We start from the raw sequence: 22,402 nt of genomic DNA on the forward strand, positions 1-22,402 counted from the left end.
TTCTCAATCGAGGATTGCCGTCACCGCGACAGGATCAGGCGTCCATCTGCAAACTGGATATTTGAAAACCGATGCAGATACTCCATCCCCAGCAGGGATTGGTCCAGATCGCCCCCATTGACCGAGGCCGGGATATCGCGATCGGTGATAGGGCCCAGCGAGAGGCTCTCCAGCCGAACCGGAGCGGTGCGCACCACGCCATTGGCTGTCGAGGCCCGCCCCAGATAGTTCAACTGCTCCGTGTCGATCCCGATTCTTTCAGCATCTTTCGGGCTGATGACGATGTTGCTGGCTCCGGTATCGACCAGAAAGGTCACCGCTTTGCCATTCACCAGCATCGGCAAATAATAATGTCCGTCAAATGCGCGCGGTACCTCGATCCTCTGATCGGTCACGGTGAGTTGTGGGGTAGGGCTGACGGTCGAGCGGATATCATCCCACAGGCCGACGACGGCGATTACCCCGATAAAGATAAACACCCAGGCCGCGACCTGCTGCATGGTTTTGCCCAAAGACTGACGGTTCTGAGTGATAAACCACATCAGCAGGGCGGCCCCCAGCAGAACCAGATAGGTCAATCGCCCAAAATCTTCGCCGTCCATTTAATCACCCGAAATCCGTTGTGCCGTACCAATATGGTGCCTCACGAGGCGAAACCAAAGGCTTTGAGGCCATCTAGAATGAACTGAACCGATAGTGCGGCCAGCAGCATACCCAGCAGCCGTGTCAGCACGTTCAGCCCGGTTTTGCCCAGGATACGGGCGATCAGCCCGCCGGCCAGAAAGAACACAAAAACGACCAGCATGACGGCCAGCATGACGGCGCAGGCAGCCGCGATCCCTTGAATGCCGGGGTTCTGTCCGGCCAATAGAATGATAGTTGCGATTGAGCCGGGGCCTGCGATCAGAGGAATCGCCAGGGGGAATACTGAAGGGTCTGGATGCTCTTCTTCTTCCGCACGGTTCTCACGCCGCTTGTTGCGCCGCTCGAACAGCATATCGAGCGCGGTCAGGAACAGCAAAGCGCCCCCGGCCACTTTGAACGCTGGCATCGAGATGCCGACAAAGCCCAGAACAGCCTCGCCAAAAGCGGCGAAGGCGATCAGGATGAAAACAGCGGTCAGGCAACTGCGAATGGCGATCTTACGGCGTGTGGCGGCATCTATGTCCTGTGTCAACGCAACAAAGACCGGCGTGGTGCCGAACGGGTCGATCACCACGAACATTGTGGTGAACGCCGTTATGAAAAAGGCCATGTCAATCATGCGACGTCCTCCGCCTGTTCCAGTCGCTCGGCGGCGGCAACCCACAATGCCTCGGCTTTTTGCATGGCTTCGACCAGCTCGGCAAATTTGCGATTCCAGGTTTCCAGATCGTTTATCCGGTCATCTTCGTACAGGGCAGGATCGGCCAGTTTGGCCGAGAGCTTGTCGTGCATATCCGTCAGTTTTTCGACCCGATCCTCACATTTGCGCAGATCGGCGCGCAAGGCCAGCATGGTATCGCGAGAAGGGCGTTTGGGTTTAGCGGTCGGCGATTTTTCCCTGACGGGTTTGTCCCGGGCCAAGAGCATGGTCCGATAGGCTTCAAGATCACCTTCGAACGGCTTGACAGTCTTGTCTGCCACCAACCAGAGCCGGTCTGCAACCAGTGACAGCAGGTGCATGTCATGGCTGACCAGAACCACAGCGCCTGAATAAGCGGTCAGCGCTTCGACCAGCGCTTCGCGGCTTTCAATGTCCAGGTGGTTCGTCGGTTCGTCGAGGATCAACATGTGCGGCGCGTCGATGGTGGCGATCAATAGAGAAAGCCGCGCTTTCTGCCCGCCCGACAGGCGACCCACCAGTGTTTCGGCCTGATCCGAATTCAGCCCGAACCCAGCCAGGCGCGAGCGCCATTTTCCGGGAGCCTCGTCAGGGCGCAGGCGGCGCAGATGATCCAAGGGCGTTTCGTCCACATGCAGCTCATCCACTTGATGTTGTGCAAAATAGCCGATGCGCAGTTTCGAGCTGCGGGTCATCTTACCCGCCATCAGGGGCAGGCGATCGGACAGCAGTTTCGAAAGTGTTGATTTACCCTGACCGTTCTTGCCAAGCAGAGCGATGCGATCATCCTGATCAATGCGCAAGTTCAAGCGGCGCAGAACCTCGGTCTCGCCATAGCCAGTCACACCGCCTTCAAGCTGGATGATCGGGGGCGACAGCTCTTCTGGCTCGGGGAAAGAAAAGGCGCGCAGGGCCGCCTCTTGCGGGGTTGAGACCAGTTGGATGCGCTCGATCATCTTGAGGCGAGACTGGGCCTGCACGGCTTTGGACGCCTTATATCGGAACCGATCCACGAAACTTTGCAAATGCGCGATGCGGGCCTTGGCCTTGGCGTTTTCCGACTCCGCTTGTGCCAGACGTTCTGCGCGCCGTTCGGCAAACTTGTCGTAGGGAACCGCGTAATAGGTCAGCTTGCGGTCTTCGAGATGCAGAATTGATCCCACCGCACGATTTAGTAGCCCACGGTCGTGGCTGATGATGATGACCGTATGCGGGTATTTCGCCAGATAGCTTTCCAGCCACAGGGCACCTTCAAGGTCCAGATAGTTGGTCGGTTCGTCCAGCAGCAGCAGATCGGGCTGCGAAAACAGCACTGCCGCCAGCGCCACGCGCATCCGCCAGCCGCCCGAGAAATCAGAACAGGGCTTCAGCTGATCCTCGTCGTCAAAGCCCAATCCTTTGAGGATCGAGGCCGCGCGCGCTTCAGCCGACCAAGCATCGATATCAGCCAGCCGGGTCTGGATTTCAGCAATCCGGTCCGGATCTGTCGCGCTGTCTGCTTCGGCCATCAATGTGCTGCGTTCTACATCCGCGGCCAGAACGGTGTTGATCAGCGAGACATCCGAGGATGGCACTTCCTGCGCCACGCCCCCAATCCGAGCGCGTTTCGGAAGTGAGATATTCCCTGATTCCAGCGACAACTCGCTCCGGATCAATCGGAAGAGCGTCGTTTTTCCGGTGCCATTGCGTCCAACCAGACCCACCTTGTGACCATCCGGAATGGTTGCGCTGGCCCCATCAAACAGGGGACGGCCCTCAACGGCATAATTTATGTTCTCGATCCGTAGCATGACGCGCTCTTATCAGAGCATCCAAGACGCCGCCAGAGGTCACCATGTTCAAGCCAGAAGCAATGTGTTAGCGCTGTTCCGGTTCGTCTTCCAAACGGTTTCGATATGCGTCCGGCTCAATCACCTCCGACCCTGATAACGCTGATCTTTGCAACGGCACTCTCGGTTTTGACATTGAACATGTTCTTGCCGTCGCTGGCGCATATGAGCGAAGATTTCGGCGTGGATTATGGCCTGATGAACGTATCTGTGGCGGGGTATCTATGTGTCTCGGCAGTCTTGCAGTTGATCGTCGGGCCGCTGTCCGATCGTTACGGGCGCAGGCCGGTTCTGCTGATCGCGATGGGTATTTTCGTTGTCGCATCAATTGGATGCGTTTCAGCCGAGTCGATCTGGGCCTTCCTTGCGTTTCGGATGATTCAGGCAGCGGTGGTGGCCGGGCCGGTTCTGTCGAGCGCTTCGATCCGCGACCGATATCCCCCAAATGAAGCAGCCAGCAAACTGGGCTATGTCGCGATGGCGATGGCGCTGGCACCGATGCTTGGACCGATGCTGGGCGGTGCGCTGGACATGCTGTTCGGTTGGCGCGCCGGGTTCGTAATGTATTCGTTGCTTGGGGCAGGGGTATTGCTGCTGTTGTGGGGCGACATGGGTGAAACCAACACCAACCGATCCTCAACCTTCGCCGCGCAACTGCGCGAATACCCTCATCTGTTTCGCGCACGCAGGTTCTGGGGCTACGCCTTATGCGCTGCGTTCTCTATCGGCGGTTTTTTCAGTTTCATCACCGGCGCACCGCTGGTCGCTGCGGCCTGGTTTGATCTCAGCCCCGCCATGCTGGGCCTTGGGATCGGGATCATCACGGGCGGTTTTATGGTCGGCAACTTTGTCACCGGGCGCATCGCAAAGCGCACTCAACTCACCACAATGATCCTATTCGGTCGGATCGTGGCGTCGGTCGGACCGTTCTGCGGGCTGTTGCTGTTCATCGGCAACATGGGCTCGGTCTGGGTGTTTTTCGGCTCCGCCATCTGCGTTGGTTTCGGGAACGGACTGACCAACGCAAATGCCTCGGCCGGGGTGATGTCGGTGCGTCCGAAACTGGCAGGCAGTGCTGCCGGCCTGTCAGGCGCACTGATCGTGGCACTGGGTGCAGTCTTGACCATGATGACCGGGACGTTCGTAAGCCCCGAAAACGGGCCTTATCTGGTGCTGAGCATGATGTGCGGCAGCAGCTTTGCAGGTCTTTTGGCAGTGCTCTATGTCCGCCGGTTGGATCGTATCGACCCGCTGCCTGAGGCGATCTGAGCGATAAACGATCATAACGCTTTTCATGAGGCAAATACCATGTTAGGCGGCGCGCGATGGATTTCGGCGCAGGTTTTGCGCCCTTAAGTCAAGGAGAGGCCAATATGGCACTGGAACGCACATTCTCGATCATTAAACCCGATGCAACCCGCCGCAACCTGACTGGCAAGATCAATGCCAAGTTTGAAGAAGCTGGCCTGCGCATCGTTGCGCAAAAGCGCATCCACATGACCAAAGCCCAAGCTGGCAAGTTCTATGACGTGCACGCCGAGCGTCCGTTCTATGACGAACTGTGCGAATTCATGTCGTCGGCACCGGTTGTTGTCCAGGTTCTGGAAGGCGAAGGCGCCATTGCCAAAAACCGCGAAGTCATGGGTGCGACCAACCCCGCAGACGCAGCCCCCGGCACCATCCGCGCTGAGTTCGCTGAGTCGGTTGGTGAAAACTCGGTCCACGGTTCGGACGCACCGGAGACTGCCGCGGTTGAGATTGCCTATTTCTTCTCGGGCATCGAACTGGTCGGCTAATCGGTCGGCAGATCCTAGCTTTGGGCCGTACCCCATATCGGGTGCGGCCTTTCTTATGAGGGCAGGGCTCAAGAGTGTTTGTCCGAATTGCTTTAGTTGACAGGAGCGAAGTGCCGTCATGAGCACAAACAAACGCATTGTTCTTTCCAGCGATCACGCTGCAATCGACCTCAGGCAGGCCATTGCCGCTTACGTTGAGGCCCAAGGCTGGGAGCCAGTAGATATCGGCCCGATGACTTCGGAAAGCACGCATTACCCCGAACACGGGGCCGCTGCTGCACGCCTGGTGGCGTCGGGCGATTGTCGCTTTGGTATTATCCTGTGTGGCACCGGGCAGGGCATTATGATGGCGGCGAACAAAATCAACGGCGTCAGATGTGGTGTTTGCAGTGATGTCTTTTCGGCCCAGATGATCCGTCAGCACAATGACGCAAACATGCTTTCGCTAGGTGCACGTGTCATTGATGAAAAACTGGCGCTGGAAATTGTGGCTGCTTTCCTGACATCCGAATTCGAAGGCGGTCGCCACGCAACGCGGGTCGACATGATCGGGGCGCTCGAAGCCTAGTCTGCTGCCAGATCCTTGGCCGATATACGCACACCCAAAGCATCAAGATCCGCGATCATCTGATGCTTTGGCGCAATGCTTGCGCTTGCCTTGATCGCGTCAAACCGTGCGCGCAAGGCTTTCTTTTCCTCGCCCTTGCAGTCGTTCCATGGTCGTCCCTGCAAGCCCATGACCAGAACATAGTAGCCGATGAAATGCGGTCGTGTTCCAGCCTGCAAAAGGCGCGCGTAAGCCTCATCAGCGCCTAGATTGCGCAACTCCTGAGCGGTCATGATACCAGCCTTGGCGCAGGCTTGCTCGAACGCAGGGCCAAGGTTGCGGATTGAAGAGATCGGATCGGACATGCCCTGTCTTATCCCGCGCAATCCGGCCTGTCACCAGCCCAAGGTTGTTTGCTGATGCCCATTACGCTACCCAAACTCCAGGGGAGGCAAGCATGAATGTTGTAAGCCATAAGAATATTGCGCAAAATCTGGACCTGATGCACCCGCCAGAGGGGTTTGTTGACGACCCGTTCCCCTTCTACGATGCCTTGCTTGAGTATGCGCCGGTTTTGCGACAGCCAGATGGATCGGTGCTGTTGTCGCGCCACGGTGACTTGGATGCCATATACCGCGACACGGCACTCTACTCGTCGGATAAAGAGGCTGCGTTTGGTCCTAAGTTCGGTGTTGGTTCGCCGTTATTTGAACATCATACGACCTCGCTGGTGTTTTCCGATCCTCCCTTGCACACGCGGGTACGCAAGATCATGACCTCGGCCCTGACGCCACGCGCAATCGCCCGGATGGAGCCGGGTCTGATCGAAACCGTCGATGCGCTGCTTGACGGTATGGCGGGTAGGGGGAAGGTCGATCTGATTGCGGATTTTGCTTCGACCATTCCGATCCAGATCATTGGCAACCTGCTGGACGTGCCGATGGACGAGCGCGGGCCGCTGCGCGATTGGTCTCTGGCCATTCTGGGTGCTCTGGAACCCGCGTTGACGGAAACGCAGCTAGAGAAGGGCCACAGAGCGGTTCGCGAATTTAAAGTCTACCTTCAGGACCTCGTCGCCCGTCGTCGCGCCGAGCCGGGCGATCCGGAAACAGATGTTCTGACACGGCTGATCCGCGGCGAGGGCGCGGATGAGATGTTGAGTGAAACAGAGCTTTTGCAGAACTGCATCTTCATTCTGAACGCCGGCCACGAAACGACCACAAATCTGATCGGCAACGGGCTGGCGCTGCTTCACGACCATCCTGAGCAGCGCCAGCGCCTTTTGGACGATAGGGAGCTGATCGCTCCGGCAGTCGAAGAGGTCTTGCGCTTTCGTTCCCCCAACCAATTTGGCAACCGGGAAACCACGGCACAGGTGGAAATCGGAGGGCTGCAGATCGCCAAGGGAACGAACCTGCATCTGTGTATCGGAGCGGCAAACCGCGATCCAGAGATGTTTGCCGATCCAACCTGCTTTGATATCACGCGCAAACCGAACAGGCATCTGGCCTTTGCGGGCGGGCCGCATGTCTGCGTTGGTTTGACATTGGCGCGCCTCGAAGGTCGTGTTGCAATAGGTCGGTTACTTGACCGTTTCCCCGACTACCGAATTCTCGGGCCGAGAGTACAGGGCGGTCGTATCCGCTTTCATGGGTATGCTGCGCTACCTGCCGCTCTCTGATTTATATTCAATGCTTTGCGCGCTGATCTTAATTCTTTCAGGACTTGCGCGACAGCTTCAGAGTTATTTCCAGTCCCGGTTTTCGATTGCGTGCCAGAAACGTGCCACCGTGCATATGTGAAATGGCAGCGACAAGCGCGAGCCCAAGTCCCGCGTTGCGTTCCGTCCGGGCGGGATCAAGCGTGATGAAGGGCATCTGCAATCGGGGCAGATCGCTTTCGGGAACGCCGGGACCGCGATCGCGGACGCTCAGCAACGCATAGTCGCCATCCTCCCGAATTTCGATGGTAATCGCGGTGCCCGAGGGAGCATAGCGCATGGCGTTTTCAAGCAGGTTCGACAGCGCCTGAGAAAGAAGCGGGCGGTGGCCCTGAATTGGCTTGGCATTGCCGACAACTTCAAGCCGGATGTTCTGATCGGCAGCGACGGGGTCGTATAACTCAACCACATCACCGACAAGCTGCGGCAGATTTACCGGCTCAAACTGCTCACGCCCCAAACCCGCCTCGGCCCGCGATATTTCAGTCAACTGGCTGAGAACGCGCAACAGATGGTCGATCTCACCGGTCGCGCGTGCCATGTCAATTTCGCGATCCTGATCGCTTTTCCCGGGTTCCGCCAATGATTCGACCCGCTGGCGCAGCCGTGAGAGGGGCGAACGCAGGTCATGCGCGATCGAGTTGGAGGTTGTGCGCAGATTGCTGATCAACTCTTCAATGCGATCCAGCATGTTGTTCAATGTGCCCGCGACCTGATCGAATTCGTCGCCCGAGCCACGCAACGGCATTCGAAGCGCCAGATCGCCCGATACGATATTGTCGGCTGTATCGGCGATATCCCTCAGACGCGAGAATACCAGCCGGGTCAGTAGCCACCCGGTCAGTAAACTCAGTGCCAGCGCCGTTGCCAGCGCCAACGCGACCGAGCGGAGCAGGATACGATCGAATTGTTGCCGAGCGAGTGAATCGCGTCCGACAAGCAACCGCTCGCCACCCGGTAATCTCACAGATGCGGCAGATATCGGAACGTATTGGTCCGTGTTCCCCTTGCGCAATTGCAGGTCGACCCAGCCACTGCCCGGTGTGATCCCCTCGGGCCAGCGCGCCAGATTGCCCGCCAGCTTGCCACCCTGGCGGCCGGTCAGAAGATATAAGGCATCGCGCTCGGCCGCCGTCGGCAACCGCCTCTCGATCGCGGTGATCAGTCCGATCATGCCCCGCCGTTCGTATTCATCTGCCAGTCCGGTCAGTTCCGCCGATACGACCGAGCGTGTCTCCTCTGAAATCGTACGATTGGCGGTGACGTAGACCATTGCCAGCACCGCAGCTGTCAGCAACGTGCTGAGCACCATGCTGGCAAGGACCAGCCGTGTACGGGAGTTTTTCAGCGACAGGCGCAGGTTATCCATCCGAAACCATGTATCCGGCGCCCCGGACTGTTTCAATCACCGGGTCGGCCCCGTCTTCGTCAAGCTGCCGGCGCAGTTTCGATATATGGACGTCGACCACATTGGTGTTTGGGTCAAAGTGGTAATCCCACACCCCTTCAAGCAACATGGTACGTGAGACGACGCGGTTTTTGCGGCGCAGAAAGAACTCCAGAATCTGAAATTCACGCGGCGTAAGTGTGATTTCACGGCCATTGCGGGTGACCTTGCGGGTCAGCAGATCCATTTCGAGATCGCGGCAGGCGAGGGTCGGCGTCTCTTCTGCCTCTTGTGGACGACGCAGCAATGCCTCGATCCGGGCATGAAGTTCCTGGAACGAGAAGGGCTTGACCAGATAGTCATCCGCGCCTGCACGAAGACCCTTAACCCGCTCGTCTACCGCGCTCATGGCGGTGAGCATCAGAACGGGCGTTTTTACCCCAGCCGCACGCATCGATTTGATCAGTGACAACCCGTCCAATCCGGGCAGCATCCGGTCCAGCACGACGGCATCGAACCCACCGTCTGTCGCGTGGTACAGGCCTTCGCGGCCGTCTGAGGCAACTTCGACAACGTATCCTTCTTCGCCAAACCCTTTGGCAATGAAGTCCCGCGTGTCTTGGTCATCTTCAACGATCAACAAGCGTCTGCTCATGTCAGGGCTCCTTCCCATTGGGATATAAACACAGATACTGTTTGAAAAAAACATGCCGGGTGCGAAGGTGCACCCGGCCGTTCCGGCGGTACGTGGACATGTCGCACCTGCCAGAATAAGCGCGCCAGATTTCCCCATCATGTGGCGCGCTTAGGTGTGTGGTCAGGCGATCTCGACCGCGACAAAGATCTGGTTGCCGCCGCGATTGATCAGAACCAGAGCCGGGTCCGTCTTTTCGCTTTTCAGCGCTTCTTTCAGCGCATCCGGCGTCGCGGTATCCAGATTGCCCAGTCGTACGATCACATCTCCGCGCTGCAAACCGGCTTTGGCCGCAGGGCTCTCGGGTTTCAGATCGGTGACAACAACCCCGTCGACATTCTCGGCCACTCCAATCTCGGCGCGCGCGGTCTCGGTCAGCGGTGCCACGGTCACGCCCAGCGAACTGCCTTCGAACTTGTCCTCAGCCACGCTGTCGGCCGCCGCCGATGCCGCTTGATGCTGCCCGATGGTCAGGTCGATCTGCTCTTCCTTGCCATTGCGCAGAACCGTCAGAGTGCTGTCTGTGCCCACTTTTGTGGTCCCAACGAGGATCGGAAGATCGCTGCTGGACTCAACGGCTTCGTCGTTGAAGCTCAGGATCACGTCACCTTGCTGCAGTACACCGTCGGCCGGACTATCAGGCACAACGTCCGAGACCAACGCGCCCGTTGCCGTATCGATGCCCATAGCGGCCGCCAGCTCAGGGCTGACATTCTGGATCGACACACCCAACCAGCCGCGGCTGACCTCACCATCATCAAGCAGATCGGCGGTGATGTGATCGACGATATTCGACGTGACCGCAAAACCCAGCCCGACAGAGCCGCCACTGGGCGAATAGATCGCCGAGTTCACACCGATTACCTCGCCATTCATGTTGAACAGTGGCCCACCTGAGTTGCCCTTGTTGATCGCAGCATCGGTCTGGATGAATTCCGCATAGGGGCCTTCCGATATGTTACGCCCTTTCGCGGACACAATACCGGTCGTGACGGTCGAGTTCAGGCCAAACGGGTTGCCGATGGCGACCACGTCTTCGCCCACGCGAATGATATCGCTGTCACCCATTTGAACGGCTTGCAGGTCGTCCCCGGCATCGATCTTAAGCACGGCGATGTCCGTCAGCGGATCGGTGCCGACGATTTCAGCTTCGAATGTACGGTCATCGCTCAGACGTACGGTTACCTCATTGGCGTTGTCGACAACGTGGTGATTGGTGACGATATATCCCGCCTCATCCAGTACGAAACCCGATCCCAGACCCTGGCTGGGTCCGCGTTGCGGCATTTCGAAACCTTCAGGGCCGCCGAAACGCTTGAAAAACTCACCAAAGGGATGGCCTTCGAAATTGAACTCTTGGCCTTGCGCCGGATTTGGCGGGGCATCCTGCTTGGCGATGATCGTTACAACCGAGGGCGAGACAGTTTCGACCAGATCGGCTAGGGCCTCGTCTGCCATTGCGGGCAGGGCGGTCGTGGCCAGCAAGGCCGCGCCCAATGCGGTCGCTCCCATCCAGTTGGACGTGCGTGGAAAAAGCAGTGAGGATTTACGGATGCTCATTTTGACTCCTGTCTGTGTCCGGCGGTTGATCCCGCGCATTGAGACAGGAGATGCCACAGCAACCTTGGGATATCCTGAGAGAAACATTAAGAAACCTTAATTTCGCCATGTTTCGCCGTTTAGATATCGCCATCTGGCGTGGTCAGGCAGCAAGAATCAGCTTGGGTAGCGCAGGGCGAATCGGTGGATTGTTGCCGAAAAAGTCAATAATTTCGAAAAAGCATTGAATTGATTCATTTTTGTTAACAAAGAAACCGCACGAAGGCGGCTATCAAAAAACTTCTCCTTAAGGTTGTAGAGATCGCTAATCTAGAATTTTGAATGCAGCTTTAGGTGCCTGCGAAATAGGTATAAAAGGCAATTCATAACCGCATAGATGTAGTGGTCGCTCCGTGGATGCCCAAGCGAATGCAACCAGTGGTAGTTTTGAGGGTGTTGCATTGTTGCGCAAAAGTCAGTCCGGTTTCGCGGAAATTTACCAATTCATCCAATTTTACGTTGTTTGAACGCATCTGATCAGCGACATTGGAGTTGCCCAAGTGAGGGGGGCCTGAGGCACTAGGGGGTGTCGAAGGCACATCTCAGTCTCCAAAGCGCTGAGCGGCATGTTAACGAGGGGGTCTTGTTTAGGTTCAGCAGCACATCGTCAGATAACCAGTTTGGTGATCTGACCGCGCTTAAGAGATTGGTGAAAGTGGTAGTCCTGTTTTTGGGCAACCGGCCCGGTCGTCAACGACCGGGCCGCGTTCATTTTGGGGACCGGTCAGATTGGAGACCGGCTACGGGATCGGTTTGCTTTCCAAGCCGCCCAATCGGCAGGTGTATCCAAATCCAACAGTGCATTCCGGGCGGGCAGGCGATGTAGATGGACCTTGCCCACACAATGTCGCACGATGGATTGCGCACCGCTGTCTCCGGTTAATTCTGAAAGCTCTGCAAAAAGAGATTGGTCAAAGACAACAGGATGACCGGGAGTTCCGTTATCGGTCGCACCGCGCCAAACCAGATTATCGGGATACGTCTTGACTGCTCCAAGAACGCTGCGCAAATCGTCAGATGTGAGGTCCGGCAGGTCCGACAACAGGATCATTGCTGCAGGCGCGCTGGCCGGGACCGAGGCCATCGCTCCCCGTAAGCTGGCATTCATGCCTTCCCGTGCATCAGGGATTTCGACGGGCTGCACCTCCAGACCCTCCAGCGCGCCATAGCGCGGATGAGGCGCCGGGGGCAGGGCAACGATTACGGGACCGACGGCAAGCGCCCGCTGCGCCATCCGACGTAGCAGCGGCATTCCGTCCACAGGCTGCATCAGCTTGTCTGTGCCGCCCATGCGGCTGGATTGGCCGGCGGCCAGCAGGATGATGGGAATCTCGGTCATCTGGGCAGAATGCCGCTAAGGGACGGTTAAGTCATCCCCGCATCCTCGCACCGTCCGCATCGAAGAGCGGGGTCGTGATCACGCGTGCCTTGCACATCTCGCCAAGTATCTCGATCTCGACCTCGCGGCCTTCACAGGCGTATTCGGTTGGCAGGAAACCCATTGCAATGGACTTGCACGCATAGTGGGAATACCCGCCCGAAGTACAGAAGCCCACAACAGCACCATCAAGCCAGATCGGCTCATACGCGTTCACATCTGCGTCTTTCGCGTTGACCTCGAATGCGACCAGACGGCGACCAGCGCTTGTTGCGCGCTCGGCCTCGGCCGCAGCCCGGCCCACGAAATCGCTGTTCTTCGAGAAAGAAATGAAGCGATCCAACCCGGTTTCGCACGCTGTATAATCGGGTGAGAACTCACGCATCCACGAGCCGAAGAACTTGTCGAGGCGCAAGCTCATCATTGCGCGCATTCCAAATGGAGTGATCCCATGGGGTTGACCGGCCTCCCATATGGTCCACCAAAGCTGCCGTTGCGCCATCGGATCGCAATAGATCTCATAGCCCAGATCGCCGGTATAGCTGACGCGCTGAACGATGCAGTCGGTCATACCGATGGTCATCTCGCGCACGTCCAGAAACTTCAGCGCGCTGGCGTCCTCACGGGTGCAGGCCGAAAGGACCTCGGTCGCTTTTGGTCCGGCAATCTGAAACCCGTTCAGCCGGTCGCTGATGTTTTCGATGCCCACGCCTTCGTCCCGGTTTTGCAGGAACCAGCGCATGTGAAACGCCTGACTGCCGTATGAGGCGGTGAGATGGAAAAGCCCTTCGGTCAGGCAGGATACCGTGAAATCACCGATCAACTTGCCCTTGGGCGACAGCATGGGCGTCAGCGAGACGCGACCCGGTTTCGGGATGCGGCCTGCCATGATGCGATCAAGCCACGCGCGGGCGCCAGGGCCGGTTATGCGGTATTTACCGAAATTGTGAACCTCGTTGATTCCGACGCTTTCGCGCACCGCGCGAACCTCGCGCCCGGTGGCGTCAAAAGCGTTGGAGCGGCGGAACGAGGGGATCTCGTAGTCCGGTTCATCACCCTTAGCAAAATAGTTCGGGACTTCGAGGCCATATTGCTGCCCCCAGACCGCACCGAGATCGCTGAAGATATCGTACATCGGAGTGGTTCGATTGGGGCGGGCGGCTGGCAGTTCCTCGTTCGGATAGGCGACGCTGAACCGTTTCTGATAGTTCTCGATCACCTTTGGGCGCGTATAGCCGGGGCTGATCCAGTCTCCGAAGCGTGCCACATCCATGGCGAACACATCGCGTTCAGGTTCGCCTTCTATCATCCATTGTGCGAGGGTCAGACCGACCCCGCCGCCCTGGCTGAATCCCGCCATGACCCCGCAGGCCGACCAATAGTTGCGTACGCCCGGCACCGGCCCGACCAGAGGGTTGCCGTCCGGGGCAAAGGTAAACGGCCCATGGATGACAGATTTGACTCCCGCCTCGGCCAGCACGGGGAAGCGTTCATAGGCGAATTCGATACTATCGGTGATCTTGTCGAAATCGTCGGGCAGCAGTTCGTGGCCAAACTCCCATGGGGTGCCATCAACCGCCCAAGGCTTACACGGTTGTTCGTAGAAACCGATGCACAGTCCGCGACCTTCCTGCCGCAGGTAGCTTTCTCCGGCGGGGTCCATCACATGCGGATGCTCGCCACCTGCATCGATGATCGCTTCGATCTCGGGGATTGTGTCGGTGACCAGATATTGGTGCTCCATCGGATGAAGCGGGAAGTAGATACCTGCCATCGCGCCGACCTCGCGCGCCCACAGGCCGCCTGCATTGACGATATGTTCGGCATGGATGGTACCTTTGTCGGTCACCACATCCCATGTGCCGTCAGGGCGTTGGTTGGTTTCGCGCACCATGCAGTGTGTCTCGATCGTGGCGCCGCCCATGCGCGCGGCTTTGGCGTAGGCATGAGTTGTGCCCGACGGATCGAGGTGACCGTCCAGCGGATCGTAAAGCGCGCCAAGGATGCCATCGGTGTTGGTAATCGGAGCGATCTTTTTGATCTCTTCCGGCCCGACAATCTCGGTTTCAAGGCCCATGAACCGATGCTTGGCGCGTTCGGCCAGCAGCATGTCGAACCGATCCTGATTGTCGGCCAGCGTCACGCCGCCGACATGGTGCAGGCCGCAGGACATGCCCGTGATTTCTTCCAGCTCTTTATAAAGCCGGATGGTATAGCCCTGCAGGGCGGCCATGTTGGTGTCGCCGTTCAGGGTGTGAAACCCTCCGGCCGCGTGCCACGTTGATCCACTGGTCAGCTCCGAGCGTTCCAGTAGCATTACATCTGACCAGCCCAATTTGGTCAGATGGTAAAGAACGGAACATCCGACGACGCCGCCGCCGATCACTGCTACACGGGTGGTGGTTTTCACGATGTCTCTCCCTCGGCTTTTGGCAGAGCCTGCCGAGGGCTCCGGCGCAATACTGTTCCGTTCGCGACACCGCGCGTCGCTTGTCGATTGCGTGCGTTGTCTGGCTTAAAGAGGGCGCACCTTGAGGGCCGTGATCCTGTTGCCTTCGCGCGCGGTGACCTCGAACCGGAAGCCGTGGAACGAGAACACCTGGCCGACGATAGGGATCATCTGAGCCTCGTGAATGACAAGACCGGCCAATGTGTTGGCCTCTTCATCCGGCAGCGACCAGTCAAGCGCGCGGTTGGCGTCACGGATGGTCATGGCGCCTTCGACAAGGTACTGGCCATCGTCGGTGCGGGTGACAGGCACCTCTTCGTCGATATCGAACTCGTCGGCGATCTCACCCACGATTTCTTCTAGAATATCTTCCAGCGTGATCAGCCCGCGCAATGATCCGTATTCGTCTACGACAAGCGCAAAATGGCTGTGCATCCGAAGAAATTCACGCATCTGGTCATCCAGTGTGGTGGTTTCGGGCACGAAATAGGGATCATTCGCGACCTTAGAGATGTCAAAATCCTTGAGCCGTTCGGAATCACCATCAGCGCCGCCAGCCTGAGCGTACATGGCGCGGAACAGGTCTTTTGCGTGAACGACACCCACAATGTTCTCTTGTTCGTCGCGAAAGACTGGCAGGCGGGTATGAGGACTTTCCAGACATTGTTTCAGGATCGCTTCCGGCTCGTCATCGGCATCGATCATCTCAATGTTGGACCGGTGCAGCATAATTTCTTCCACTGCGCGATCACCCAGATCAAGCGCGCCCAAAATACGGTCGCGGTCCTCCTTCTCGACCACGCCTTCGGAATGGCCCAGCTGCAACGCGCCTGCGATTTCTTCGCGAACTGCAAGAATGTTACTGTCAGGGTCAATCTGTACGCCAAACAGACGCAGCACTCCGCGTACAAGAAGCCGGACGGCGGCCACAACCGGCGAGAATACGGTTACGACGACGCTGATAACCGGGGCAACCAGGGCGGCGGCTTTTTCAGCATTGGTGATGGCGTAGGTTTTTGGCAGCACCTCGGCAAAGATCAGCACCAGCAGAGTCATCACCAGCGTCGCCAGCGCCACGCCGCTTTCACCGAACAGCCGCGTAAACAAGGCCGTCGCCAACGATGCCGCAAGGATGTTCACCAGATTGTTGCCCAACAGGACCGAGCCGATCAGACGTTCGTTGTCGTCGGTGATATCCAGCGCTTTTTGCGCCCCGCGCGAGCCTTTGTCGGCCTGCGCCCTCAGCTTGCCGCGCGATGACGCCGTCAGCGCTGTTTCAGAGCCCGAGAAAAAGCCCGATAGCACGAGCAGAAGAAGAATGGCTCCTGACGTGATCCAGAAAGCGCTGTCAAGCAGGGTCGAGGTGGGTTCCATTGGTCCTAGATTATTCTTGTTTCTGCATCCGTTATGGGGCTGCGGCCCCGACCGATCAAGGGGTTAGCCCTGATCCGAGCTGTCATCTTTGGCCAGCGGGTGATGTTCCAGCACCAGTTCCGAAAGTCTTTCATCCAGAACATGCGTGTAGATCTCTGTTGTGGCCACGTCTGCATGGCCCAGCAGGGTCTGGATTGCGCGCAGGTCGGCACCGTTGGCGAGCAGGTGCGTCGCAAACGCATGGCGTAACGTGTGCGGCGTGACTTTTCCGGGCGAAACGCCGCCTTCCACTGCCAGTTCCTTGACCAGCAGAAAGAAGCGATGCCGCGTCAGGTGTCCGGATTTCCCGCGCGACGGGAACAGGAAACGCGACTCTTGCCCGCCTTTGGATGCCGCTTTGTCCTCAGCCGCATCGCGGGCTTTTAGCCATTCGCCTAATGCCACGCGGGCGGGCGGGGAGAGCGGAACCATCCGCTCTTTACCGCCCTTGCCGAGAACCAGCAACATACGTGGGTCACCCCGGGCCGAACTGACCGGCAGTGAAACCAGCTCTGTCACGCGCATACCGGTCGCGTAGAGCAATTCCATCAGGCACGTGTTGCGTATCTTGTCGGCTTTGGACCGCCCTGTTCGGCGCGCTGCTTCAAGCAAGCGGTCGACCTCGGGCACGTCCAGCGTTTTTGGCAACTGCTTCGGACGTCCCGGTCCTTTGATCTGGATCGCCGGATTGCTCTCGCGCCAGCCTTCCTCGAAGGCAAAGCGATAGAGCTGCTTGATCGCTGAAAGCCGCCGCGCACGGGTTGCGCGCGAAAGTCCCTGCGCATCACAGTCAATCAGGTAGCTTTCGATCCGGTCACGGTCGGCCTGGGTAAAACCCGATTTATGGCGCGTCAGCCAATCGGAGAAGTCCTTGAGGTCGCGCCCATATGCAAGAAGAGTGTTGGTCGCCGCGCCCAACTCGGCGGCCTGTGCTTCAAGGAAGGTGGAGATCCACAATTCCTGGGTCGCGGGTGCTGCCATCCTCAGGCCCCGTTCAGGATCATCAACTGCAACGCGGCGCGGCGGGCGGTATCCTCAAGCCCGACACGGCGAAAGGCCGCAACCGAGGCTGTCAGATCCACCAGATTGCCCCGTGAGCCATGGGCGAACAGTTGCATCGTTTCAAGAATCGCTTCGCCCAATTGGTCGTTGTTCAGAAGCGCGTCGATGTCCGAAGGGATGGGTGCGGACCAGGCAAAGCCCTGAGAAATGGCATCTGCTAAAGGAGTAGGCGAGGGCGCACGCACCGGATCGCCCTGCGCCAGAGCGGCCAGAAACATGTTGGCCTCTGATCCGTCGGGCGTGGTTCGCGCTGCATCTTCGTAAAGCTCGGACAACAGCAAAATACGCCAGCGCAGATTTTCGGCTGCCTGATCGGGTAGCGTCAAGGCCGCCAGACGCGGGGCGAACAGTTCGGCGAACGGTACTTCCAGCCCTGCGATCTTCATCTGTTTCCAAACAGTTGTCAGCGCTTTCGAAATTGTGTTGGGGTCATCCGTTTCCAACGCGGATTCGAATCGTTGAACAGCGGCCACGCGATCCCACACCGCGCCGGAAGCTGCGGGTGCGCGTTCCGTATAAAGGCCGAGCAGTTGATTGGGGGTCAAAGCACCGATACGCGTCAGGCGTTCGGCGGCTTCGATCTGAGCTTTCCATCCCGCCACATCCCGCAGATCGGCATTGGCGAAGGCCCGCGGTAGAGAGGCCGTCGGCAAGCGCTCGCCGATCGCTTCGAACAGGCGGAACGTAAGCGGATCGGGATCTTCGGGTTGCGGCAGGTACTCGGCCCCTTCGAACAGTTCCGGGCTGAGAAAGCGGTCGAGCAGGGCGAGTTCGTCTTCGGGCAGAAGTTGCAGCGCATGGACGGCCTCGAGGGTCAGGGCGGCGGATGTCCAATCCCCCCGGCGCGCCTTGCAGAAAATCTGTGCGGCGTAGTCTCGCGATAAATTCGGCTGCGCGATCAGAGCAGTGCAGCTTCGATCCTCATCACCGGTCAGCAAAGTGGCATCGAACCAGCGCCTGAAACGGTCCTGGGTATCGGTCGGACCAGCCAGCTGAACCAAAGACTGTACCGGATCGGAGGCACCCAACTGCATCAGACGATCAAGCCGCGCCATCAGCAGCGTGTCTGGCGATTGCCCCCCCGCCGGAGGGCGGGCTTCGGAGAGCAGCAGCGTAAACAACAGCCGTTGCATTGCGGGGTTGGATTTGACCCTCACCTGTGAAATCAGATCTGCCAGCCGATCGGCATCGCTGCTTTGCCACAAATCCACGGGCAGCCCTGTGACCGAAGACGCCACCAACCCCAGTGGGGGCGACAACGCTTCAAGCGGGGTGACCTGTACATCCGGCTGCATCCCCGTCTGGGTGACAGGAGGCTCCATTAACACTGTGCCCGGCAGATTCTCTGGCGGGTCAGTCAGCCAGTCGATGGCCGACAATGGCTCTTGGGTTTGCGCCTGTGCGGTTCCGGCCAGAAGAAGCGCCAGCAGGGTGCTTCTAGTCGGCATTCAGGATGACCGGTTCACGGACTTCACTTTGCGGGGCGGAAAAATCCGCGCCGAAATATGGCCCGATATAGGCATACCCGACCAGCCCGATGAAACACAGGCAGATGAGGTAAATCAGGAACTTGATCAAACGACCCATGGGTGAACGCTGCCTCAAATTTTGCTTTTGGCCAAGTTATACCTAGCATTTTTCTTAAGATCACGTCATTCACGACGAAATGAGCGAATTTAAGCATAACACGGCACATTCGGGTCAGGCAGAGCGGTTTCAACTGCACAAAACCGTCGTTTTGGTCGGAATGATGGGGGCTGGCAAGACTGCCGTTGGCCGCGCGCTGGCGGCGCGGCTTGGTGTTCCTTTTCTCGACAGCGATGCCGAGATCGAATCGGCAGCCAATATGACCATCCCCGAGATCTTCGCCCGCGATGGAGAGGCTTTCTTTCGCAGCAAGGAAAGTCAGATCATCGGGCGGCTTCTGGACGAGGAAAAAGGAATCCTCTCGACCGGAGGCGGCGCGTTTCTGGCGGAAGATAATCGCAGAATGATCTCGGATCGGGGGGCTTCCGTTTGGTTGCGGGCCGATCTGGGCGTGTTATGGAATCGCGTGAAGCACAAGGACACGCGACCGCTGCTGCGCACAGCGGACCCCTATGCGACATTGAGCGGTTTGTACGAGGCCCGGGTGCCGATCTATGAGCAGGCCGATCTGGTGGCCAATTCGGACGGTGAAACCGCAATTGAAGATATGGTGGATCGGGTCATCACCGCATTGGTGACACGCCCGGATATTTTGGAACGGATTTAATGCATCAGACTGTACATGTTGACCTGGCCGAGCGTTCTTACGATGTCGAGATCGGCCCGGGCCTTTTGGCGCAGGCAGGCGCGCGGATCGCCCCGTTACTGCAGCGTCCCCGCGTCGCGGTTCTGACCGATGAAACGGTTGCGGACATGCATCTGGACGCCCTGCGCGATGGTCTGGCCTCGTCCGGTATCGAGATGAACGCTCTGGCTTTGCCGGCAGGTGAGGCGACCAAAAGCTGGCCTCACTTTGAGCGTGCGGTGGAATGGTTGCTGGCCGAACAGGTCGAGCGAAACGACATCGTGGTCGCGCTCGGTGGCGGCGTGATTGGTGATCTCGCGGGTTTCGCCGCCGCCGTGATGCGGCGCGGAGTGCGCTTTGTGCAGATACCGACCTCGCTGCTGGCGCAGGTGGACAGTTCGGTCGGCGGCAAGACCGGAATCAACGCGCCGCAGGGCAAGAATCTCATCGGTGCGTTTCACCAGCCGTCTCTGGTGCTGGCCGATACTGAGGTGCTGGGAACGCTGACAGCGCGGGACTTTCTGGCCGGATATGGGGAGGTGGTAAAATACGGTCTGTTGGGGGACGCCGCGTTCTTTGAATGGCTTGAGACCAACGGTCCGCTGTTGTCATCCGGTGATATGGCGGCACGGGTACAGGCCGTCACACGTTCGGTGCAGATGAAGGCGGATATCGTCGCACGCGACGAAACTGAACAGGGCGACCGCGCGCTGCTGAATCTTGGCCATACCTTCTGTCACGCGCTCGAGGCTGCGACAGGATACTCTGATCGCCTGTTGCATGGTGAAGGTGTCGCCATCGGGTGCGCTCTGGCGTTTGAAACGTCATCGCGCTTGGGCCTTTGTTCTCAGGAAGACCCAAGCCGCGTCAGGGCGCATCTGCGTGCGATGGGTATGAAGACCGATCTCGCAGATATCCCCGGAGAATTACCGGATGCGGAGACACTGGTCGCCTTGATGGCGCAGGACAAAAAGGTCGTGGACGGTCAATTGCGGTTTGTACTGGCGCGCGGTATCGGGCGGGCCTTTGTCACATCGGATGTACCGCGCGACACGGTTGTCTCGGTACTTGAGGATGCGCTGGCTGTGTGTTGAGGCAGGGGCTCAACGCCCCTGAATAACCATCAGTTCACCGATGTTTTCACGGGTGATATACCCGGCCAGATGGCCAGATTTCGTGCAGACGGCAATCGCAGGCGCGCCTTTGTGCAGGCCATCAAGGACCTCGTCCAAGCCGCTGGCGAGTGCGACTTGCGGAATGTCCGGTTCCATGACCGATGCAGCAGATTCTGATCGGGGATGATCGCTCGCCAAGGCTGCAAAGAGGCGGTCGCGGGTGACAAATCCCATCAGGTTGCCATCCCGCTCCAATACCGGAAACTCGTGTTGGGTCGTGTGAATGACGGCCTGCGCTGCAGTCGCAAGCGTGTCTTCCGGCGACAAAGCGGTGAATTCCGTGATCATTGCATCCCGTGCCTTGACCCGTCGCGTCACCGATTTCAGCGCAACGTCCTGGTTCTCGGCATTGGCGGCAATGAATACAAAAACAGCGATCAGCACCAGTATCGGGTTGCCCGAGGTGAGCCCCAGAAAGCCAAGACCGACGGCAACAACCTGGCCACTGACGGCAGCGATCCGTGTGGCCTTGGCACGATCCATTCTCAGGCACAGCAAAGCGCGGAACACGCGGCCACCGTCCATCGGAAAAGCGGGGATCATGTTGAAAGCCGCCAGCAGCAGATTCACATAGGCCAGCCGGTTGAGCAGGCCTGTCCCCGCCGAGTCAATCTGGGCTATCGATCCAAGCTGCATCCCGGCCCCGAGAACCACAAGGATTGCCCAGATGGCTAGGTTAACGGCAGGGCCAGCCAACGCCACCCAAACCTCTTGCATCGGTTTTTCGGGCATTCGCTCAAGGCGCGCCAGCCCGCCAATCGGCAACAAGGTGATATCAGGGGTGCGGATGCCATATCGCCTGGCCATCAGCGCGTGGCCGAACTCATGCGCCACGACGCAAGCAAACAGCGCCAGCACGAACATGATATTGTCGATGGCAACAGGCCAGCCACCATTGGAATATGCCGCGAACCCGACCCATGCCAACAGCAAAAAGAAGGTGACATGAACCCTCAGTTCCGAGCCGAGTAATCGGCCAAGTGAGAAGGACCATGCCATGTTGCGCCTCCGTTTGATTTGACGGGGTTAGGTTAACGAAATGTTTCCACAACCGTGTGAGCGAATGTCGGGCTGCTTTTGAATATGAGGGAGTGCTGTGTTTTCTTGTCGTCCTAAGTCAGCACGTTTCAGTCAAAATGCTGATTTACATTATAAAGTTCGGCTCATGCGCGGCCCTGTTGGTTCAAGCTCAGCATCTCACGAACGCTGCATACTATCAATGTAGCACGCCCACCCGTCAGGGAAAGAATCGAGGTGATTTATCTTTGTCAGACCAGGAGTTGGCTTGGGTTTCGTGTGATATTGCATCACTGGCGAGACCGTTGCGAGTAATCTCTGACGATGCGCAGGCCGAAAGTATAACAATCGACATCTTTCGCGGTCATTTTGGGTCCGCTGTCGAGTTCGAAGATTATCAGCGGCTGGTGATTGTTATACATGTCTTCCTGAACCAAACTGCGTTTATCGATATCGCACCGCTCGCGACGTTCAGGAATGTCGCCTGAGCCTATCCATTGCGAAAACACGTCGCAAAATCGAATTATCGGTCGACAAACCAGGCTCCGATCACATCCAATAAGACATCAACTCGTCTTCCGTGACGATGTTTGCACCATCGTAACGACAATGCGGTCGCGAGGGCCGGGCAGGCGGAGCCGTAGTCAACAAAGACGGATTTGTCGTCAATTGGTCCGCCAAAGCGCGGATCAGTTTCTTATGTGGGCGACTGTCAACAAAAGGTTTGCCGCGATGGCTTC

General features: G+C 58.2%; 21 protein-coding genes. 7 read left to right on the forward strand and 14 right to left on the reverse strand.

The features are described from left to right. Nucleotides 1–20: 20 nt before the first annotated feature. Genes RA27_RS03760 through RA27_RS03770 form a run of 3 tightly spaced genes read right to left on the reverse strand, consistent with a single transcriptional unit; the run spans nt 21 to nt 3,114 of the window. Nucleotides 21–602, reverse strand: coding sequence for a TIGR02281 family clan AA aspartic protease (locus RA27_RS03760; protein WP_039535110.1), 582 nt, complete (start codon nt 600–602; stop codon nt 21–23). 41 nt (nt 603–643) lie between these two features. Further along, the gene (locus RA27_RS03765; RefSeq protein ID WP_039535112.1) at nt 644–1,264 is read right to left on the reverse strand and encodes a MarC family protein; all 621 of its coding nucleotides are present in this window, start codon (nt 1,262–1,264) and stop codon (nt 644–646) included. Beyond that, nucleotides 1,261–3,114: an ABC-F family ATP-binding cassette domain-containing protein gene (locus tag RA27_RS03770; protein ID WP_039535114.1), complete on the reverse strand. Its 1,854-nt coding sequence runs from the start codon at nt 3,112–3,114 to the stop codon at nt 1,261–1,263. Before RA27_RS03770 ends, RA27_RS03765 begins: the two co-directional genes overlap by 4 nt. A 105-nt stretch (nt 3,115–3,219) precedes the next feature. Here RA27_RS03770 and RA27_RS03775 point away from each other — a divergent pair, with 105 nt between their 5' ends. The 3 genes from RA27_RS03775 to rpiB all read left to right on the forward strand — a co-directional run bounded on the left by RA27_RS03775 (nt 3,220) and on the right by rpiB (nt 5,517). After that, nucleotides 3,220–4,422 (forward strand): multidrug effflux MFS transporter, encoded by a 1,203-nt coding sequence (locus RA27_RS03775; RefSeq protein WP_039535116.1) that lies wholly within the window; start codon nt 3,220–3,222, stop codon nt 4,420–4,422. A 104-nt stretch (nt 4,423–4,526) separates the two neighbouring features. Beyond that, on the forward strand, nt 4,527–4,949 hold the full coding sequence (gene ndk / locus RA27_RS03780) for a nucleoside-diphosphate kinase (RefSeq protein WP_008757405.1): 423 nt from the start codon (nt 4,527–4,529) through the stop codon (nt 4,947–4,949). 118 nt (nt 4,950–5,067) lie between these two features. Beyond that, the gene (rpiB, locus tag RA27_RS03785; protein ID WP_039535118.1) at nt 5,068–5,517 is read left to right on the forward strand and encodes a ribose 5-phosphate isomerase B; all 450 of its coding nucleotides are present in this window, start codon (nt 5,068–5,070) and stop codon (nt 5,515–5,517) included. Here rpiB and RA27_RS03790 read toward each other — a convergent pair. Continuing rightward, nucleotides 5,514–5,861 carry a TfoX/Sxy family protein gene (locus RA27_RS03790; RefSeq protein ID WP_039535120.1) on the reverse strand — a complete coding sequence of 116 codons (348 nt, stop codon included), beginning with the start codon at nt 5,859–5,861 and terminating at the stop codon, nt 5,514–5,516. The two genes, rpiB and RA27_RS03790, sit on opposite strands and share 4 nt — an antisense overlap. Before the next feature lie 92 nt (nt 5,862–5,953). On the opposite strand from RA27_RS03790, the gene RA27_RS03795 reads away from it, so the two are divergent. Next, nucleotides 5,954–7,177, forward strand: a complete 1,224-nt coding sequence (locus tag RA27_RS03795; RefSeq protein WP_039535122.1) for a cytochrome P450 — start codon at nt 5,954–5,956, stop codon at nt 7,175–7,177. 37 nt (nt 7,178–7,214) lie between these two features. Here RA27_RS03795 and RA27_RS03800 read toward each other — a convergent pair whose 3' ends face one another. The 3 genes from RA27_RS03800 to RA27_RS03810 form a co-directional block, all read right to left on the reverse strand. Continuing rightward, nucleotides 7,215–8,585: an ATP-binding protein gene (locus RA27_RS03800; protein ID WP_039535124.1), complete on the reverse strand. Its 1,371-nt coding sequence runs from the start codon at nt 8,583–8,585 to the stop codon at nt 7,215–7,217. Then, entirely contained in the window at nt 8,578–9,258 is a 681-nt protein-coding gene (locus RA27_RS03805) for a response regulator transcription factor (protein WP_039535126.1), read from the reverse strand. The genes RA27_RS03800 and RA27_RS03805 overlap by 8 nt, the downstream gene beginning before the upstream one ends. Before the next feature lie 162 nt (nt 9,259–9,420). Continuing rightward, the gene (locus RA27_RS03810) at nt 9,421–10,857 is read right to left on the reverse strand and encodes a Do family serine endopeptidase (protein ID WP_039536930.1); all 1,437 of its coding nucleotides are present in this window, start codon (nt 10,855–10,857) and stop codon (nt 9,421–9,423) included. Between the two features lie 50 nt (nt 10,858–10,907). Between RA27_RS03810 and RA27_RS24330 the strand changes: the two genes are divergently transcribed. Next, the gene (locus tag RA27_RS24330) at nt 10,908–11,084 is read left to right on the forward strand and encodes a hypothetical protein (protein ID WP_193746462.1); all 177 of its coding nucleotides are present in this window, start codon (nt 10,908–10,910) and stop codon (nt 11,082–11,084) included. 536 nt (nt 11,085–11,620) lie between these two features. On the opposite strand, the gene RA27_RS03815 is transcribed toward RA27_RS24330, so the two are convergent. From RA27_RS03815 to RA27_RS24335, 6 genes are all read right to left on the reverse strand, one after another. Continuing rightward, a complete protein-coding gene (locus RA27_RS03815; protein ID WP_039535128.1) occupies nt 11,621–12,235 on the reverse strand; it encodes a nucleotidyltransferase family protein in 615 nt (204 codons plus the stop codon). Between the two features lie 31 nt (nt 12,236–12,266). Next, a complete protein-coding gene (locus RA27_RS03820) occupies nt 12,267–14,684 on the reverse strand; it encodes an FAD-dependent oxidoreductase (protein ID WP_039535130.1) in 2,418 nt (805 codons plus the stop codon). A gap of 105 nt (nt 14,685–14,789) precedes the next feature. Further along, nucleotides 14,790–16,097 carry an HlyC/CorC family transporter gene (locus RA27_RS03825; RefSeq protein ID WP_039535132.1) on the reverse strand — a complete coding sequence of 436 codons (1,308 nt, stop codon included), beginning with the start codon at nt 16,095–16,097 and terminating at the stop codon, nt 14,790–14,792. Nucleotides 16,098–16,160: 63 nt separating this feature from the next. Beyond that, on the reverse strand, nt 16,161–17,117 hold the full coding sequence (locus RA27_RS03830) for a site-specific tyrosine recombinase XerD (RefSeq protein WP_039535133.1): 957 nt from the start codon (nt 17,115–17,117) through the stop codon (nt 16,161–16,163). Between the two features lie 2 nt (nt 17,118–17,119). Continuing rightward, a complete protein-coding gene (locus RA27_RS03835; protein WP_039535135.1) occupies nt 17,120–18,646 on the reverse strand; it encodes a hypothetical protein in 1,527 nt (508 codons plus the stop codon). Then, the gene (locus RA27_RS24335) at nt 18,636–18,785 is read right to left on the reverse strand and encodes a hypothetical protein (RefSeq protein ID WP_193746463.1); all 150 of its coding nucleotides are present in this window, start codon (nt 18,783–18,785) and stop codon (nt 18,636–18,638) included. Before RA27_RS24335 ends, RA27_RS03835 begins: the two co-directional genes overlap by 11 nt. 79 nt (nt 18,786–18,864) lie before the next feature. Here RA27_RS24335 and RA27_RS03840 point away from each other — a divergent pair, with 79 nt between their 5' ends. Beyond that, nucleotides 18,865–19,452: a shikimate kinase gene (locus tag RA27_RS03840; RefSeq protein ID WP_039535136.1), complete on the forward strand. Its 588-nt coding sequence runs from the start codon at nt 18,865–18,867 to the stop codon at nt 19,450–19,452. Next, nucleotides 19,452–20,564 (forward strand): 3-dehydroquinate synthase, encoded by a 1,113-nt coding sequence (aroB, locus tag RA27_RS03845; protein WP_039535137.1) that lies wholly within the window; start codon nt 19,452–19,454, stop codon nt 20,562–20,564. The genes RA27_RS03840 and aroB overlap by 1 nt, the downstream gene beginning before the upstream one ends. Nucleotides 20,565–20,573: 9 nt before the next feature. Here aroB and RA27_RS03850 read toward each other — a convergent pair whose 3' ends face one another. Beyond that, on the reverse strand, nt 20,574–21,644 hold the full coding sequence (locus RA27_RS03850; protein WP_039535138.1) for a site-2 protease family protein: 1,071 nt from the start codon (nt 21,642–21,644) through the stop codon (nt 20,574–20,576). Nucleotides 21,645–22,402: the final 758 nt, after the last annotated feature.

Source organism: Ruegeria sp. ANG-R, assembly GCF_000813985.1.
Taxonomy (GTDB): Bacteria; Pseudomonadota; Alphaproteobacteria; order Rhodobacterales; family Rhodobacteraceae; genus Ruegeria.

Coding starts and splice junctions, on each gene's coding strand:
- RA27_RS03765 (WP_039535112.1), bottom strand. CDS start 1,264: ATGATTGACATGGCCTTTTTCATAACGGCGTTCACCACAATGTTCGTG.
- RA27_RS03850 (WP_039535138.1), bottom strand. CDS start 21,644: ATGGCATGGTCCTTCTCACTTGGCCGATTACTCGGCTCGGAACTGAGG.
- RA27_RS03835 (WP_039535135.1), bottom strand. CDS start 18,646: ATGCCGACTAGAAGCACCCTGCTGGCGCTTCTTCTGGCCGGAACCGCA.
- RA27_RS03790 (WP_039535120.1), bottom strand. CDS start 5,861: ATGTCCGATCCGATCTCTTCAATCCGCAACCTTGGCCCTGCGTTCGAG.
- RA27_RS03770 (WP_039535114.1), bottom strand. CDS start 3,114: ATGCTACGGATCGAGAACATAAATTATGCCGTTGAGGGCCGTCCCCTG.
- aroB (WP_039535137.1), top strand. CDS start 19,452: ATGCATCAGACTGTACATGTTGACCTGGCCGAGCGTTCTTACGATGTC.
- RA27_RS03760 (WP_039535110.1), bottom strand. CDS start 602: ATGGACGGCGAAGATTTTGGGCGATTGACCTATCTGGTTCTGCTGGGG.
- RA27_RS03805 (WP_039535126.1), bottom strand. CDS start 9,258: ATGAGCAGACGCTTGTTGATCGTTGAAGATGACCAAGACACGCGGGAC.
- RA27_RS24330 (WP_193746462.1), top strand. CDS start 10,908: ATGCCACAGCAACCTTGGGATATCCTGAGAGAAACATTAAGAAACCTT.
- rpiB (WP_039535118.1), top strand. CDS start 5,068: ATGAGCACAAACAAACGCATTGTTCTTTCCAGCGATCACGCTGCAATC.
- RA27_RS03825 (WP_039535132.1), bottom strand. CDS start 16,097: ATGGAACCCACCTCGACCCTGCTTGACAGCGCTTTCTGGATCACGTCA.
- RA27_RS03810 (WP_039536930.1), bottom strand. CDS start 10,857: ATGAGCATCCGTAAATCCTCACTGCTTTTTCCACGCACGTCCAACTGG.
- RA27_RS03800 (WP_039535124.1), bottom strand. CDS start 8,585: ATGGATAACCTGCGCCTGTCGCTGAAAAACTCCCGTACACGGCTGGTC.
- RA27_RS03830 (WP_039535133.1), bottom strand. CDS start 17,117: ATGGCAGCACCCGCGACCCAGGAATTGTGGATCTCCACCTTCCTTGAA.
- ndk (WP_008757405.1), top strand. CDS start 4,527: ATGGCACTGGAACGCACATTCTCGATCATTAAACCCGATGCAACCCGC.
- RA27_RS03815 (WP_039535128.1), bottom strand. CDS start 12,235: ATGACCGAGATTCCCATCATCCTGCTGGCCGCCGGCCAATCCAGCCGC.
- RA27_RS03795 (WP_039535122.1), top strand. CDS start 5,954: ATGAATGTTGTAAGCCATAAGAATATTGCGCAAAATCTGGACCTGATG.
- RA27_RS03840 (WP_039535136.1), top strand. CDS start 18,865: ATGAGCGAATTTAAGCATAACACGGCACATTCGGGTCAGGCAGAGCGG.
- RA27_RS03775 (WP_039535116.1), top strand. CDS start 3,220: ATGCGTCCGGCTCAATCACCTCCGACCCTGATAACGCTGATCTTTGCA.
- RA27_RS24335 (WP_193746463.1), bottom strand. CDS start 18,785: ATGGGTCGTTTGATCAAGTTCCTGATTTACCTCATCTGCCTGTGTTTC.